The sequence below is a fragment of the Pseudomonadota bacterium genome, assembly GCA_026388215.1.
Taxonomy (GTDB): domain Bacteria; phylum Desulfobacterota; class Syntrophorhabdia; order Syntrophorhabdales; family Syntrophorhabdaceae; genus JAPLKF01.
The window spans coordinates 16,274-32,223 of sequence record JAPLKF010000009.1 but is presented as its reverse complement, the minus strand read 5'-3'; the positions used below and the strand labels follow the sequence as shown (position 1 = coordinate 32,223).

Sequence of the window (15,950 nt, the reverse complement as noted above, 5' to 3'; positions counted from 1 at the left end):
TTCGTTTTTTACCGAACATTTTGTATAAGGCTTTCTGGTCCTGGAAGAGGGGTATACTGCGGTCTGCTTTGTTTGGTTTTACTCGCCTCTTTTCCCCACTAAAGATCTCCCCATATTTTTAAGCAATATTAAAACAAGCATAACCTCATAGATCTTAATTTCTCTCAGCAGAATGAGTATTCCCAAGTATAAAAGGGCAGGGACATCCTATATTCCTCCTGTCAAGAAAATATTTCATAAAAGATCATCTCCATAATATCAATCGGTTGCAAACCATATCTTTTTCATGACACACCTCTCCTGTCGGTTCTTTTGTGGAACCCTTTCATATGTCCGGCGATCTTCTCACTTTAAAACGAACCCGCACCTCAGCGTTATCAGTATCCGGTATGCATAAAGCGCCACCTATCATCCTTTATCCAGGTTGCATGATTCTGGTGAGAGGCCCTGAATTGTCCCTCACGAGGTCATAAGCCTCTACGCTCTTCATCGGGCTCTCTCGCCGGTAGTAATCAGTTGCTTACTCTTTTATATAACCTGGATCAAACACCTCCTTCTTCTTCATGAGTGTCCAGGCAATAACAAGCATCTTTGCTGCCAGCTTGACCCTCCTGTTGGTGAGTATCCCACGCTCCCGCTCCCTGCCTTTGAGCTTATTGGTGAAGTAGGTCATGAAGCGGTGATTTCTCGTGGAGGCAATAAACGCCGCCTGGTAGAGACCGTAACGGAAATCTGCTTTGCCTTTCTTCGAGATGACAGGAGTAACTTCACTCTTCTTTCCACTCCGATCAGCACTGAGATCCAACCCTGCCATTTTAAGAACCTGTCGTTCATTGTCAAATCTATGGGGATTACCAACGGCTCCGAGTACTTTTGCTGATATATCGGGTCCGAAGCCGGGGATGCTCAAAAGAAAGGTATACTCGGGGAATCGGCTACATATCCCGGCAATCTTTTCATCGGTTTCCTGTATTATTCTATGAAGCTGTTGCAATTCCTCAAGAAGTGCCTTCGCCTCGAATGATACACCTGGAGTTATCTCACATCCGATAGAGGATGCTGCCTTCTTATGGACTTCCAATAATCGTCTTCGCTGGTTTTCTCCTGTGTTGCGGGAGGAGACCATACGTACAAATTCTTCAAAGGGTAAGTTCGCAAGTTCTGCCGGATTGAAACACCATTTGACAATTGCCGGTCCTTCACCGTAGCCGAAGTAGTTATCCATCTCGGGGAAGTATTGAGCAATAAGGTGATTCCTGATTCTCACTTTGTAACCCTGTTCCTGTTTCTTCAGGCGTCTTTTTAAAGAGAGAAGGCTCCTCAATGCTCTTAAATCCGATGAAGGGAAGTCGTAGAACAGGCATTTCCCCTGGGTAATAAGATCGGCAACATTGGCGGCATCCTTGGTATCATTTTTATCCCACCGTCCATCCAGGAGTTCACGGTTCTTCTTTACCGCAGCCCCTCCCACAAGCACCACCATATGTCTTTGTCTGATCAGATACTCTGCCAGGGGTTTATGGTAATCAGCCGTAGGCTCCATACCGAATACCACCTTCTTCAGAGCATGCCGGGTCTTCAGTGTGTCTGCCTGAAAACAAAGATCTTCAAAACCCTCTTTCGTATTTTCAAAGACGAGCCGTCGCAAGAGTGTTTTACCTGTGGGCGTACCGAAGAAGGCATGGTGTCGCTCTTTGGCGATGTCCATACCGACAACCAGAAACTCGCCTGACATACGAATTTCATGCTTCAGTTGACGAAACTCCTGTAACCTGTTATCATCGTTTTGTTCCATTGGAGACCTCCTTACTAAGATTTTTTGATGTGGGTACATCACTATATATCTTAACAGGAGGTTTCTTTTTTGGTAGTCTGATAAAAAACTTTTTTCTCTGTTATACTTTGGGGTAGGGCTTAAGGGCATGGTAATATATAACGCCCATTAAATTATCACTTTCCTTGCCTTAGAGGAAGCCGAGGAGTTAGACACTGACAAGGGGCAGGGTAGGAATGACACCATAAGGCTAAACAGCATTACTTTGCATTATTGTCTTGACTATTATGCAATATGATGCTATAAAGCCATAATATGGATCGCTATTTATATAATCCAATCAAGTCGGATCTCTCCAAAAAGATGGTCATCTTGACTGGACCAAGACAAGTTGGCAAGACCTGGCTGGCAAAAGAACTAATGAAAGAATTTCAGCATGCCCAGTACCTGAACTATGATAATATTGATGATGCCCGCATCATTCGCAATCAGACGTGGTCCCTTGATGCCGATATGCTTATCCTGGATGAGATACACAAGATGAAAGAGTGGAAAGGATTCGTCAAGGGTATTTACGATACCAAACGCACGGGACAGTCGGTTCTTATTACGGGGAGCGCACGGCTCGATACTTTCCGCCAGACCGGTGAATCACTCGCCGGCCGCTACTTCTCCTACCGCCTCCATCCCATATCCGTCAGGGAAATAAGAGATTCGGTTTCTCCCCCGGAAGCCCTGAGACTTTTAAACCACTTTGGCGGTTTTCCAGAACCATTCCTGTCAGGGTCGGAAACTGAGGCAGCGCGCTGGCGAAACCAGTACTATACGGACCTGGTACGGGAAGATATCCTTGAATTCAGCAGAATTCATGAGATCAAGGCGATCCGTCTTCTTGTTGAGCTCTTGCGGGAACGGGTTGGATCTCCCCTTTCCTATACCTCCATAGCTGAAGACCTGCAGATTGCACCAAACACTGTACGGAAATATGTCAATATCCTGGAGAGCCTCTGCATCATCTTCCTGGTTCGTCCCTTTCACGTCAATATTGCCCGGGCAGTATTGAAGGAACCAAAGGCATACTTCTTTAACAGCGGGTATGTGAAGGGCGACGAAGGGTTGAGACTGGAAAACACCTGCGCTGTATGCCTGCTCAAGCACATACAGTACCTTCAGGATACGGCCGGGGAGGATATTTCACTCTGCTATGTGAGAACCAGGGATGGCCGGGAAGTCGATTTCGCTTTTTGTAAGGAAGACCGGATTACCACGCTTATTGAGGTGAAGCTGGCAGACAACAGGCCTTCTCCTGGCCTCCTCTACTTTAATGGAAGAATGTCTGATACTGCTGCTTTTCAACTCGTGCAGAACTTACGGCAGGAGGAAAGCGTCAAGGGTATCTCTGTCGTTGCTGCCGGAAACTGGCTATCGACGCTGGAGGCGTGAATTACCGCTCAGTTATAATTCAGATTTTTTGTCTCTCGCATGCTTCGCTTGGGGGAAATGAGGGACAGCCATAAAATTATAAATAACTCAGCAAGTGAAGCGGAGCATGGTTTCACCCTCCGCGCCTTCAAGGAAAAAGAACTCTGCCAATCCGGCTAATACCACACCCGCTGGTTGATTTTAGAGACCTGGAAACACTTTATAATTGTATTATTCCCACATTTGTAGTAACATTAAAGAGGAGGTGATACTATGAAGTTTATAGGGGTTCGGGAATTTAAACAGGATGTCATAAAATATCTGAACGAGGGTAATGAAATCGTTGTCATGAAACGGAAAAAGCCGATTGCCCGGCTCGTCCCAGTTCGAGAGAAAACAGCTGAAATGGTATTTCTCGAAATCGGAAGAGTACTCAATGATGCAGGTATATCGGAAAAAGAAGCCCTGAAAGCCCTTGACTTAGCCATACAGGAAATATATGGCTAAGATCGTTATCGACGCCAATATTATTATTTCGGCTGCATTCGGCGGAAAACCGCTTGAAGCTGCCGTTAGGGCAATGAGTAAATACAAGGTCTACGTATCTCGAGAGATTGAGCAAGAATTAACGGGGGTCTTTTCAAAATTGTCGAAAAAGCTTACCGGAGAGCAACAGGTTTTCATCCGTGAGAAAATTCATAAGCTTATTGAGATGGCAGCGCTTGTTGCCGTATCAACCCACATTGCCTTATCGAGGGATGCAAGGGATGATCACTACCTTTCGTTGTGTAAGGAAGTGGGGGCTGATTTTCTCATAACCGGAGACAAAGATTTATTGGATATTCCTCAGGATATGCTCAAAAAAGAAGGCATTCAAACGCGTATTGTTAATCCCCGCGAATTCCTGGAAGAGACAGTGAAATGGGAACAGCCATAAAAAAGGACGCGGCGGGGACGTTGTTCACTCCTTTCGCTCGTCAGTCCTCCTTATAGGATTTCTTCAGTAGAAAGAGGTACGTCCATAAAAACATAAATAACTATCCCCTGGCGAAATCAGCCGCGTCCTCAAGGAAAAAGAACTCCGCCATTTCGGCTAATACCAAACCCGCACATTTTTCTGATGAAGGTAGATTACACCAATAAATAGTCGCAAATATAAACTTTGCGACTATTTATTGACAATTATTTTTGTTTGTTGTAGTCTTCAATGTATTGGGGGTTAGAACATGGAGCAGAAAAATTTTGTCATAGAGAATAAAATCAGGATAATTAGAGATAAACTTGCTCACAGGGATTCTTTTACTATTTCCGATATCGGGTCTGTTCTTGATGAGAAAAAGGCTAATCTTTACTGGACAGTGTGGAATCTTGCTCAAAAGGGTTACATCCATAAAATTGGTAAGGGGCTCTACTCATTTCAGGAAAAGGAACAGAATGTTAGGCCCATACTTTCACCCTTAGGCAATACAGTCCTTAAAATCCTCCATGAGAGTGGGTATGAATTTTTTGTTTCGGGGCTGGATATACTATCTGTCTTTATGGAGCATGTCCCTGAATCATATTCCGTCCTTCTCTATGGAAGCAAGTATAGCATCAATGAAATAAACGATCTGCTTTCAAAAAACAATGTCCCCGTTGTTGTCCATCAAGAAATGAGGAATTATCAACCAGTGAGGCAAATGCCTTCATTTAATGGGTTGGTCCTGCTTTATGCCACTAATGAGTTCAGCTACTCTGAAAATGGACTTGCTTCTTTTGAAAAAGCCTTTATTGATCTGTATTATGAGGTGACGCGAAGGGAATACCCCTTACCCCTCCAGGAGCTTGCAAGAATATACATAAACATGAAGAGGCGGCTATCCCTTGATACAAATCGACTGGTGAAGATTGCCTCACGGAGGAGCATCCACTATGATATTAGGTACATAATCGAAAGGGATCTTATATCAGAGAAAGCGCTTGAGTTTGTGGCGCTGCTTAAAAAGCAGGAATAAAGATGGTATATAACGAAAATGCTTTAATACACGATAGAGGCTGTTTTACAAGAGAAACGCTGACGAAACGTCTCGATGAACTGGGTTTTAATAATCTGGCAAGAATGGAGCTTTTCCTGTGGGATTTGGAAATCTTTTTGCAGATTCAAAGTATTCTAAAAGATAAAGTTGTTTTAAAAGGCGGGGCGGCCTCACAGTTTTATATACCTGTGGAACACCAAAGAACAAGTGTTGATATTGATATGATATGCGTAGCGGACATAAAAGAAGTAGAAAATACGCTTGGGCTTATTGAAAAACGGTTCAATGGCGAGGAGACTTTCTTTAAATTCAGGCTCCATAAACCAAAAACTCCAAAAACAGATTTGCCCTTGCTTGCATATTACCTTGATGTTCCATCGGTATGTGGAGAAAACGAAGTATTTGGCGGATCTACGGGTATTCAAGAGATCAAAATAGAATTTTTTATGCTAAAAGAATCTCTCGCAATTCACAACATATCATCCCCTGTCCTATTTGCCCTTACAACGGACAACACATATCAAATTATGCCGTTAAATGCCCTGATTGGAGATAAACTGACAACACTCGGAGTCAATACCATTGGTATTCCACCGGAACGGGCAGACGAGTATATCAAACAGGTATATGATGTTGACTCTCTTGTCACATTCAATTGGCATGAAGTAGATTTTGATGATATTAAAGAGCATTTCATTTACAGAGCGAGGCTGGAAGCGGTTCAACGAGGTATTTCGTTTAATAAGGATACTATTTTGGCAGATATGATCGGGCAGATGGAAATCCTCTCCTCAATTGATATGGAAAGAAGTGACGAACTAAGGAAATTGATTAACGATTTTCAAAGTCTCTATTTACGAAGGAGTATTACTAAACCTATGGCAGAATGGGCAATCACCGGTGCACGATTGGGCTTTTTGCTCAGGTGCCTTGATGAAGGAACAGAAGGAAAGAAGCAACTGGAAATTATACAGACAATCGAGAATAAACTTAAGTTTGACTGGATGCAAGGTGAAGAAAGAGGAAAAGCAATCAGGAGATTTAATGATGCTTTTACCCACGAATTTGAGAAATATAGCCGATGGCCAGCAAAGGTACTGAAAGGAAAACATCCTGTAAGGATACTATGGGCAATTGTTTCTCCAGTGAATTTAAAAGAAGTAAGCTATTGGGTAAACGATTTTTTAAAGATAAACTCCACACAAATAAAGTAAAAGGGGAGGTTTGATAATTAAGGTATGAAAAACAAAATTTCCTTTATTTTCCAAATTATCAAGGCTCTGTTTAAGAAATACCAAAGGGATAATGCCAATATTATCGTCTCCTCTATATCATTTTACATCCTGCTTACATTTATACCATTCACGCTTCTGTCCATTTATATACTTGGTAATGTTATTGACATGAGCAATCCAGCCGGGTATTTAGAGAAGTTCATTAAGAATATTATTCCTCATCCGTATAACGTTATCATTGTGAAGAAGGTCATAAGAGAATTGAATGTAATCTCCATATCAAAGAGGCTTTCCGGACCCTTAGGCGTTCTGTTCCTTTTTTTCTTTACCACAAGACTTTTCACGGTGATAAGGTCCTCTTTTCGCATAATATTCGGTAAGCATCCTGAAAAATTTATTAAGGGAAAGGGCAAGGAGTTGTTATTTACCATTCTCTTTTCCGTGATCCAGGCACTCCTATTCTTTAGTTTCATATTCAGCGTGATTCTTCATACAAAGATTACGCAGATGTTACCCCATTTTATATCGAAAACCATCTTTATATACGCATTCTCGCTTCTGGACATGTTTTTTACTTTCATCATGTTCTATCTGCTCTATTATTTTCTTACACCTACGAGTAAGGTGAGAAAAAAGCATATTATCTTTATATCCACTATCATTGCAACGTTACTCTGGCACCTTGGAAAAGGCCTCTTTAAACACTATATACTGCATATAGGAAAATTTACCGCCTTTTTTGGTACCTACGGGGTCTTTGTAGCCTTTCTTTTCTGGATTTATTTCTCTGTCTTTGTATTTATCACATGTGCTGAGTTACAAGCAGTGCTTGTGGGTTTACCTAATCGTGGGCCTCTGCCCAGTTCTTCCCCTTCCCCAGAGAAACCTTCAGAGGCACCAGAAGACTGACTACCTGTTCCATCCCTTCCTTCACCAATTTTTCCATAATATATGTTTCTTCCTTTTTTACCTCAAATACCAGTTCGTCATGTATCTGTATTATAAGTCTTGAAGATAGATTATTTTCCTTGATCTTGTTGTGTATGTTCACCATCGCCATCTTTATAATATCAGCCGCTGTGCCCTGAATAGGTGTATTCATAGCAGTCCTTTCCCCTAACTGCCTTATCGCTGTGTCAGGGTTATTAATCTCTGGTATGTAACGTATCCTTCCAAAGAGGGTTTTCACAAAACCTTTTAGACGTGCTTCTTCCAATACCTCCTCTATATACCTTTTTACGCCTCTATACCTTTCAAAGTAATCGTCTATGTAACCCTGAGCCTCTTTCTGTGAAACACCGAGCTCCTTTGAAAGCCCATAACTACTTATACCGTAAATTATTCCAAAATTTATCACCTTTGCAGTCCTTCTCATTTCTTGTGTCACCCCACCAGCCTCAACCTTGAATACTTCTTGCGCTACCTTTGTATGAATGTCCTCATCTTTCAGAAATGTCTCAATTAAAAGCTGATCCCCTGAGATATGGGCAAGCACCCTGAGCTCTATCTGCGAATAATCTGAGGACAACAGAATAAAACCATCCTCCGGGATAAATGCCTCCCGAATTTTCCTGCCCTCTTCACCTCGTACAGGTATATTCTGGAGATTGGGGTCGCTGCTGCTTAACCTTCCGGTTGCGACAACCATCTGGTTAAATGAGGCATGGATTCTCCCTGTATAGGGGTCTGTAAGGGTAGGTAAGACATCAATATATGTCCCTTTTAACTTGGTGAGTGTCCGGTATTCGAGAATCTCTTTCGGTAATGGATGGAGTGAAGAAAGTTTTTCAAGGACTTCTGTATCTGTCGAATAGCCTGTCTTTGTCTTCTTCACAGGTGGAAGTTTCAATGTTTCAAAAAGGATGCGGGAGAGTTGTTGGGGAGAGTTGATATTAAATGGCCCTTCTGCATGCCCGTATATTTCCTTTATGATGCTGTTGAGTCTTTTATCAAAATCTCTTGACAGGATCCCGAGTATTTTTCTATCCACCTTTACCCCAAAGCACTCCATATCTGCCAGGACTTCAATGAGAGGCATTTCTGTTTTAAAAAATAGGTCAAGGAGGCCAAGCTCTTCCATCTTCTTTTGAAGTGTATCTTTCAGTTCAAACAGATATGGAATGCTGTCCATAAGGGTTTGTTTTGCATCACCTGATGCAAGCTCGACATCAAGATATTCCTCTATTACCGCTCCTATCCCGTAATCCTTTCTTAACGGGTTTATCAGATAGGTTGCGAGCATAGTATCGGAACACTTTGTGAGGTCGAGTCCCGCTAAGGCGGGATTGAATCCTTGAATCCTTGAATCCTTCTTTTTGAGTAAAATAATAAGGAGTGGTTTCAGATTGTGGATAATAAGCTCTTTTGTGTTCGATATTATTTCGAATAATTCATCCTCTTTTTGAGAGAAGAAAACACCTTCACCATCAAAAGCTGCGAAGCCCTCTAATTTTATATCACTTAAGCTTTTGCCGTAAAACGTTCCTAATATCCCTATTTTTTTCTTATTTAACCGGGAAAGTTCAACTTCATGCGATTCCTTTCTTTTCTCATCCTTTATCTTGATCTCCCTGTATAAAGAGGAAAATTCGAGTTCTCTAAATATGTTCCTTAATGCCTTCAAATCCTGCTCCTTCATTTTAAGGTCATTCATATTCGCATGTATCGGTACATCCAGTCTGATAGTGGCGAGTTGTTTACTGAGTATGGCAAGGTCTTTACACTGAATGAGTTTCTCTCTGAATGATGCCTTTTTTATGTGTTCGAGATTTTTATAGATCTCTTCAATTGCCCCGAAAGTCGCCACAAGCTCACGAGCTGTTTTTTCACCTATGCCTGATACACCTGGAATATTGTCAGAGGCATCACCACATAATGCAAGATAATCAATAATCAGGGATGGCTTTACGCCAAACTTTTCAACCACCTCCTCTTCCCTTATCAAAAGATTCTTCATTGTATCGAGTACAAAGACCTTATCTGAAACAAGTTGCATCATATCTTTGTCGCTCGTAATGATATAGGTAGCCACGTCTTCTTCCTTTAACTTTTCTACTATAGTGCCTATAATGTCGTCGGCTTCAAACCCCTCTTTCTCGAACATAGGTAGTCCCATTGCTTCAACTACCATCTTCACGTAGGGAATCTGGATAGAAAGGTTGCCTGGCATTGGTGGTCTTTGTGCTTTATAGGTTTTTAAAATCTCTTCTCTGAAAGATGGTGCTTTTGAATCAAAAACTATCACAAGGATGTCTGGTTTTTCTTCATTCAGCAGTTTCTTAAGCATATTCATAAAGGCATAGGTAGCGTTGGTCGGGATACCCCTGGAATTAGACAGATAAGGAGTTGCAAAAAATGCCCTGTAAAGATAGGAATTACCATCTACAAGAAAAACCCTTCGGGTTTTTAGTTCTGAGTTTTGAGTTTTGAGTTTTAATTCTTCATTTATCATTCTTAATTCTTAATTACTGTACCAGTTTCATACTGGAAAAATTGTTTTTATCTTGAATACCCTTTTTTTGGGGAATTTATATATTGTAATTGAGAATCTCTTTTCAAGTTTTGAAAGAAAACGTTCTATCTCCTCCTCTGTTTCCGCTGCAATAGTAAACCACAGATTTAACTCGCCTTCCCGTTCATAATTATGGGTTATGCCTTTGTGCCTATTCACCTCTTTTACAAAGTCAGGGAGTTTGTTTTCATCTACATGTGCACCGCAGAGGGTGCTCATATATTCAAGCTTTTTTGGTTCTAATACCGGCCCTATTCTTCTTATATAACCTTTGTCTTTTAACCTTTTTACCCTCTCGATAGCTTTCTTCTCACTTATGCCTATGGATTCCCCAATGCTTTTAAACGGTCTTTGGGTAAGAGGGAATTCCTCCTGTATAATATTCAATATCCTTTTATCTATCTCATCCATCGGTTTCACAACAATGAAAAATGAAGAATGAAAATCCGGTATAAGAATTTTACATTTCTCAAATTTTAACTTTTCATTCAGCACTCTTAATTACTATCTTGATTGTATACGTCAGCAAAGCATGTTGTCAATATATCTCGAAATGCTAAACTTAAATCGGCATATGTGCTAAACTTTTAAAAGGAGGTCGTCAAAAAAGTCAATGATAACAACCGGGGATGAAGAGCACATTTTAAGTAAGGCCTATGTTCCAGAACACATCGTGAGCCTTATGGTGATCATATCAAAGGGGGAGCCATATCTTGTAAGGGATTACCTGTGTTACGCAAAAGATAACTGGGCAATCATTGTTGGATATCCGCTGGAAGGCGTGTTTTCACCGGAGGTATTCATATTAACCGTTCGGGAAGTCGTATCGAGGTTCAAACCCGAGTATCTATGGATGATAGCCCCTGAAATCCCTGAATATTTCTTAAAATCAGTTAGAAAAGTAGAATATGACGAGTACTATAAGGTTGAGCTGGATGGATTTGCTATTAAGAGCAGATTAATGCGTGAAGTGAACAGGGCCCTGAAAGACCTTACAGTTGAACGGGCAAATAACATTACAAAGGAACACAGGAGGCTCATCGACGAGTTTCTAAGAAGGGAGAAGCCAAATGACCTCGTCAGAGAGCTTTACCTCTCAATGCCTGAGTATGTATCGAGATCAAACACCGCCCTTGTTTTGAATGCGAGTGATGCCCGAGGCAGGCTATCCGCTTTTTACGTGCTGGAAAATGCTGCCAGAAGGTTTGTAACATATCTCGTTGGATGTCATTCGAAAAAACATTATACACCCCATGCCTCGGATCTCCTCTTTTTTGAGATGGTAAAGGTTGCACAGGAATATAAGAAGCAGTTTATCAATTTAGGATTGGGAGTAAATGGCGGCATAAAAAGATTTAAGGAAAAATGGGGTGGTGTGCCATTTCTCCGCTATGCATTCTGTGAATATGATACAGGATATACGAGACCAGTTACCTTGATTAAATTGCTGGAATCAAAACTGTGAAATATGCGTAAGGCGGGTATTCAGTGTTTTTCCTGAGTTCGAAAGAAAAAACTTTCAGGATGGTATGGAAAATAGAACTGGGCGGGAAGAGAAGCTACCTTGCTGGAACAGCACATTTCTTTCCCTGTAGTTTTAAAAAATCGCTCACCGGGCTAATAAGCAACGCTGATACGGTCTTATTCGAAGGCCCCCTTGATGAAAGCAATATGAACACGGTAAGGGTGTATGGCATGGAAGATGGAGATACCCCGTCGCTTTATGATGCACTGGATCGTAAAACAATTGAAAAAATCAATAAAGAGCTTGGATCAGGTACGGGAAATATAGACAGCTCTCTGATGTCTTCTTTACATATGTTCAAATCAGGAAAAGGTAACCTTTTTCATTCCGAAATAGAGGGGTTGAAACCCTGGATGGCTTTTTTAAAAATCTGGTCACAATATTTACAGAAGAGAGGCTGGAAGTATTCCGTTGACCTTGAAGCCCTTTCCGTTGCCAGACAACTGGGCAAAAATATTCACTTCCTTGAAACCATTGAGGAGCAGATAGCTGCGCTGAACGGGATACCCTTTGAAAGGATTGTTAATTTTTTCAGAGAATTTAACAGCTGGGAAAAATTCTCAAGGCAACACGTGAAGTGTTATCTTAAGGGAGACATAGAAACAATGATGAGTGTTACGGTTGAATTTCCAACCCGCTGTGAATCCATTATAGATAAAAGGGACCCGGTTATGTTTGAGCGAATGGAACATTTTATTGAAAAGGGAAATGCGATGGTATTTGTAGGAACAACGCATATTCGGGGAATAAGCAGGATGCTTGAGGGAATTGGCTATAAAGTTTCAAAATGTGACGTATGATTACGGATAAGGAATCGGAATATATTAAAACCCACGCCTACCTGCCCGAACATGTAATAGGGTATGTTGCGGCTGTCTCCGGAGGAGAGCCTTATTTATTTAAAGATTATCTTTGCTATAGAAAGAATGATACCCTGATTTTTGTCGGCTACCCGTTTAAGAAATCTTTTGATGAGAAGAACATGAAGAAGGTGCTTGATGCCGCCGTAAGAGAGTTCAAGCCCGGAAGAATCGCACTCATAGAGCCGAAAATTTTATTGAAAGACATCTGTCATCTGGAACGAAATACCGATGAATACTACAGGCTGGATTTAAATAATTACACCATATCCCAGAAGGTCAGGAATATGATAAGCCGGGCACAGAGAGAGCTTTTAATTGATCAAAAGAATGACTGTTCTGATGAGCATAAAAATCTGATTTCAGAATTTTTGAATTCTCATACGGTAAGTGAAGAGACGAAGTTTATATTCGGGAAGATTCCTGAATATATATCATCTTCAGAAACAGCATTCATCCTAAATGCGAGGGATAAACATGATAGACTTGTTGCATTTGATGTTGTGGAGTTTGGTTCCATCGATTATGCTTTCTATATGTTCAATGTCACATCAAGGCAAAATTATGTATCGGGTGCATCGGATTTACTTTTCTATGAATTGATCAATACAGCAAAAGAAAAGCGATTTATCAACCTTGGTTTAGGGATTAATGAAGGGGTCAGGTTTTTTAAAAGGAAATGGGGTGGCGTCCCTTTTCTGCCCTATAATTTTTTATTATATGAAGTGAATCAAAAAATAGCTTTAGAGACACTTTTCCAGAAATTGTGAGGGATATGACCATTTTTCAAAGATTTCTTCAGAAACCAAAAAAGAGACAATTTTCTGCGTGGCAGATTGAGATTACTACAAGGTGCCCCTTACAATGTACGATGTGTGTAAAAGACGAGTACAAGGATTACCTTCGCAGAGATATGGGTATTGAGGATTTTAAAAAAATCACACCATACTTGAATGATGTGGAGAGCGTTGTCCTTGAAGGGTGGGGTGAATCACTCCTCCACAAGGATTTGATCGAATTTATAAGGCTTTCGAAACAGGAAGGGCCTGAGGTTGGTTTTGTAACAAGCGGGATGGGATTGAATGAAGATTATATTATGAAACTTGTCAATGCAGGGATCGATTTTGTAGGATTTTCCCTCTCAGGAGCTACGAGTAAAACGCACAATTCGATCAGGGTAAATTCTGATTTTGGCATGCTAATCAATTCAATAAAACTTTTCAGGAAATTAAGCGATAAGAATAAGTTAAAAAAACCAAAGATTCATATCGTCTACCTCATGCTTGCAGATAATATATCTGAGGTCCCGCTTGTCATCGAGCTTGCAAAAACACTTGGCATTGAGGAAGTTGTACTTATAAATATTATACAGATATCAAATGCCTGGCAGGATAGCGAGAAGGTATTTACATGCGAAAATGAAGAATCTCATAGTAACATTATGGATGAGGCAAGAACAAAGGCTAAGCAATTAAAAATCAAATTAACTGCACCGTACCTCTCACCCCATGATGTGGCGGTGTGCAGTGAAAACCCCCTTAGAAATCTTTACATATCTGTAGACGGCGAAATATCTCCCTGTGTGTACCTTTATCCACCCATTCCTTCCCCTTTTAAAAGAATCTTCTGCGGGGAGGAACTTACTGTAGAAAAGATAAGCTTTGGGAATATTTTCAGGGAGTCATTTGAGACAATATGGAACAGGAAGGAATATGTCGAATTCAGGGATTGTTTTGCCCGGAGAAAGAAAAGGATTGAAGAAACGTACCAGGCACTTTTTGATATGAAAAAACCAGAAACCCTGGAACTAACAGAACCCCCGTCTCCATGCAAGACCTGTCATAAAATGCTTGGTGTGTGATTTTAAAGAAGGGTTCGAGGATTTTAGGATTAAGGGGTTCAAGGATTTTTCACCCACTTGAACCCCTGACCCCTTGAACCCTTACTATCTTAGAACTTTGGCGCCGGGAAGAGTATACCACCGAAGATGAGATATGCAAAAATCAACGTCCACAGGATGTTAAATGCCTGGGCAATAAGGAATGCTGCAGCCGGTTTGCCACCACCCATTGACATAAGCTCTTTGAACCTTGTATCAAGCCCTATACATAAAAAGGCAAGCGTGAACCACCAGCCTCTTAAACCGGCGGTGATCCCCGTGACAGCCTTGGCTGATGCATCAGACATAAAGAAGGAAAAAACTATGGAGGCAACGATGAAGCCAACGACAAATTTCGGGAATCTGAACCATATTTCCATAAGACTTGGTTTTTCTGCACCTTCTTTTCCTTTAAAGGTAAACCAGATGGCAAGTAAGAAGGCAGCAGCACCAATCAATACATTCTGTGCCATTTTCACAACAACTGCTACGGCCATTGCTTCCTCACCGGCAATAGCGCCTGCTGCAACAACTGCACCTGTTGTATCGATGGTACCCCCTATCCACGCGCCGGCAACCGCAGGAAGCATCCCTACCGCCTTTGCGATAAGGGGTTCAAAGATCAGCATTGGGATAGCGCACAAGAGTACGAGTGATATGGTATGGCTTACCTTCTTCTGGTCACCTTTTACAGCACCACCAGCTGCTATAGCCGCTGAAACACCGCATATAGATACTGCAGTGCCAAGAATTGCTGCAAATTCATCGTCAAGACCAATCTTCCTGCAGACCCATAAACAGACATAGAAAACAGCTCCAATGACAATGACAGCCTGAACCATCCCATACGCTCCCACTTTTGCGATAGTGGTAAAGAGCACCTCTGCACCGAGGAGAACAAGTCCTATCTTGATAAAAAACTCTGTTTTTACTGCAGTTTTAAACCATTCAGGCACACCAACGGTATTGCTTATGATGAGTCCTAAGATTAACGCCCAGAAAACGACCTCAAGGCCGTAGTAAGAAACCGTGCTGTTCCCGGCAACCAAAAAGGACAATGCACAAAGTATGTAGACAATTGGAAAACTGAGTGTAAATTTGCCCACAGACACACCCATAAAAGCCATTCCTATTGCACCGAGTATCCATAACCCTACCAGCAGGTATAACGCCCTGAGCATATTATTGCCAGAGAAGACTTTTCCGATCGTTGCCCCGGCATTTCCTTTGATATCCTTACCAAATTTTTCAGCTTTCTTTTTAATATCTTTATCTTTTGCATCCTTAGCTACCTTTTCGAGTTTACCAGCCGCATCACCTATTACCTTTCTGTCTTTTGCATCGAGCGCAGCCTTAAGGGCAAGTGATTCTTTCTGAATATTCGCCTCACCCTTACCTTCTGCATCCCTTGCGAGTGCTTCGACCTTTGGCGCCAAACCGGACACCTTATCAATGAAAGCACCATCGGTCATCCATTGCCAGCCAGGAAGCTTGAATGTAGCTCCGGCTATAAAGATAATGAGAATGAGGAATCCTATCCAGACCGACATCCAGTCGTCTTTTTTCCAGAGCGTTGTCCAATCAATGCCCTGCTTTTTTTCTTCCATAACAACACCTCCCTTTAATGAGAATATACATCTAAATCAATTATATTCTATGTTTCAGAATTGTCAAGTATATGTATACATAAAAACTGTTAACTTTTACAGGAACTTTTTGAAAGAATTAT

At 41.3% G+C, this 15,950-nt stretch carries 14 protein-coding genes; 10 read left to right on the top strand and 4 right to left on the bottom strand.

Features of this window, described 5'->3' with window-relative positions:
- Positions 1-520 precede the first annotated feature (520 nt).
- Entirely contained in the window at positions 521-1,795 is a 1,275-nt protein-coding gene (locus NTU69_00610) for an IS110 family transposase (protein MCX5802032.1), read from the bottom strand.
- Positions 1,796-2,089: 294 nt separating this feature from the next.
- Here NTU69_00610 and NTU69_00605 point away from each other — a divergent pair, with 294 nt between their 5' ends.
- The 6 genes from NTU69_00605 to NTU69_00580 all read left to right on the top strand — a co-directional run bounded on the left by NTU69_00605 (position 2,090) and on the right by NTU69_00580 (position 7,355).
- Positions 2,090-3,217, top strand: a complete 1,128-nt coding sequence (locus tag NTU69_00605) for an ATP-binding protein (protein MCX5802031.1) — start codon at positions 2,090-2,092, stop codon at positions 3,215-3,217.
- Between the two features lie 252 nt (positions 3,218-3,469).
- On the top strand, positions 3,470-3,703 hold the full coding sequence (locus NTU69_00600) for a hypothetical protein (GenBank protein MCX5802030.1): 234 nt from the start codon (positions 3,470-3,472) through the stop codon (positions 3,701-3,703).
- A complete protein-coding gene (locus NTU69_00595; GenBank protein MCX5802029.1) occupies positions 3,696-4,133 on the top strand; it encodes a putative toxin-antitoxin system toxin component, PIN family in 438 nt (145 codons plus the stop codon). Before NTU69_00600 ends, NTU69_00595 begins: the two co-directional genes overlap by 8 nt.
- Before the next feature lie 289 nt (positions 4,134-4,422).
- A complete protein-coding gene (locus tag NTU69_00590; protein ID MCX5802028.1) occupies positions 4,423-5,190 on the top strand; it encodes a hypothetical protein in 768 nt (255 codons plus the stop codon).
- Between the two features lie 2 nt (positions 5,191-5,192).
- The gene (locus tag NTU69_00585; protein MCX5802027.1) at positions 5,193-6,425 is read left to right on the top strand and encodes a nucleotidyl transferase AbiEii/AbiGii toxin family protein; all 1,233 of its coding nucleotides are present in this window, start codon (positions 5,193-5,195) and stop codon (positions 6,423-6,425) included.
- Between the two features lie 24 nt (positions 6,426-6,449).
- Positions 6,450-7,355, top strand: a complete 906-nt coding sequence (locus NTU69_00580; GenBank protein MCX5802026.1) for a YihY/virulence factor BrkB family protein — start codon at positions 6,450-6,452, stop codon at positions 7,353-7,355.
- Here NTU69_00580 and polA read toward each other — a convergent pair.
- Complete coding sequence (gene polA, locus NTU69_00575) at positions 7,288-9,897, bottom strand: DNA polymerase I (protein MCX5802025.1); 2,610 nt, start codon at positions 9,895-9,897, stop codon at positions 7,288-7,290. The two genes, NTU69_00580 and polA, sit on opposite strands and share 68 nt — an antisense overlap.
- A gap of 27 nt (positions 9,898-9,924) precedes the next feature.
- On the bottom strand, positions 9,925-10,452 hold the full coding sequence (locus NTU69_00570; protein MCX5802024.1) for an Lrp/AsnC family transcriptional regulator: 528 nt from the start codon (positions 10,450-10,452) through the stop codon (positions 9,925-9,927).
- Positions 10,453-10,570: 118 nt separating this feature from the next.
- On the opposite strand from NTU69_00570, the gene NTU69_00565 reads away from it, so the two are divergent.
- The 4 genes from NTU69_00565 to NTU69_00550 are packed head-to-tail and all read left to right on the top strand — an operon-like array spanning position 10,571 to position 14,203.
- Positions 10,571-11,422 carry a hypothetical protein gene (locus NTU69_00565; GenBank protein ID MCX5802023.1) on the top strand — a complete coding sequence of 284 codons (852 nt, stop codon included), beginning with the start codon at positions 10,571-10,573 and terminating at the stop codon, positions 11,420-11,422.
- A 23-nt stretch (positions 11,423-11,445) separates the two neighbouring features.
- The gene (locus NTU69_00560; GenBank protein ID MCX5802022.1) at positions 11,446-12,282 is read left to right on the top strand and encodes a TraB/GumN family protein; all 837 of its coding nucleotides are present in this window, start codon (positions 11,446-11,448) and stop codon (positions 12,280-12,282) included.
- Complete coding sequence (locus NTU69_00555; protein MCX5802021.1) at positions 12,279-13,112, top strand: hypothetical protein; 834 nt, start codon at positions 12,279-12,281, stop codon at positions 13,110-13,112. Before NTU69_00560 ends, NTU69_00555 begins: the two co-directional genes overlap by 4 nt.
- A gap of 5 nt (positions 13,113-13,117) precedes the next feature.
- Entirely contained in the window at positions 13,118-14,203 is a 1,086-nt protein-coding gene (locus tag NTU69_00550; GenBank protein ID MCX5802020.1) for an SPASM domain-containing protein, read from the top strand.
- Positions 14,204-14,292: 89 nt separating this feature from the next.
- Here NTU69_00550 and NTU69_00545 read toward each other — a convergent pair whose 3' ends face one another.
- On the bottom strand, positions 14,293-15,828 hold the full coding sequence (locus NTU69_00545) for a putative sulfate exporter family transporter (GenBank protein MCX5802019.1): 1,536 nt from the start codon (positions 15,826-15,828) through the stop codon (positions 14,293-14,295).
- Between the last annotated feature and the right edge of the window lie 122 nt (positions 15,829-15,950).

Coding starts and splice junctions, on each gene's coding strand:
- NTU69_00600 (MCX5802030.1), top strand. CDS start 3,470: ATGAAGTTTATAGGGGTTCGGGAATTTAAACAGGATGTCATAAAATAT.
- NTU69_00580 (MCX5802026.1), top strand. CDS start 6,450: ATGAAAAACAAAATTTCCTTTATTTTCCAAATTATCAAGGCTCTGTTT.
- NTU69_00590 (MCX5802028.1), top strand. CDS start 4,423: ATGGAGCAGAAAAATTTTGTCATAGAGAATAAAATCAGGATAATTAGA.
- NTU69_00565 (MCX5802023.1), top strand. CDS start 10,571: ATGATAACAACCGGGGATGAAGAGCACATTTTAAGTAAGGCCTATGTT.
- NTU69_00605 (MCX5802031.1), top strand. CDS start 2,090: ATGGATCGCTATTTATATAATCCAATCAAGTCGGATCTCTCCAAAAAG.
- NTU69_00610 (MCX5802032.1), bottom strand. CDS start 1,795: ATGGAACAAAACGATGATAACAGGTTACAGGAGTTTCGTCAACTGAAG.
- NTU69_00595 (MCX5802029.1), top strand. CDS start 3,696: ATGGCTAAGATCGTTATCGACGCCAATATTATTATTTCGGCTGCATTC.
- NTU69_00585 (MCX5802027.1), top strand. CDS start 5,193: ATGGTATATAACGAAAATGCTTTAATACACGATAGAGGCTGTTTTACA.
- NTU69_00545 (MCX5802019.1), bottom strand. CDS start 15,828: ATGGAAGAAAAAAAGCAGGGCATTGATTGGACAACGCTCTGGAAAAAA.
- NTU69_00550 (MCX5802020.1), top strand. CDS start 13,118: ATGACCATTTTTCAAAGATTTCTTCAGAAACCAAAAAAGAGACAATTT.
- polA (MCX5802025.1), bottom strand. CDS start 9,897: ATGATAAATGAAGAATTAAAACTCAAAACTCAAAACTCAGAACTAAAA.
- NTU69_00555 (MCX5802021.1), top strand. CDS start 12,279: ATGATTACGGATAAGGAATCGGAATATATTAAAACCCACGCCTACCTG.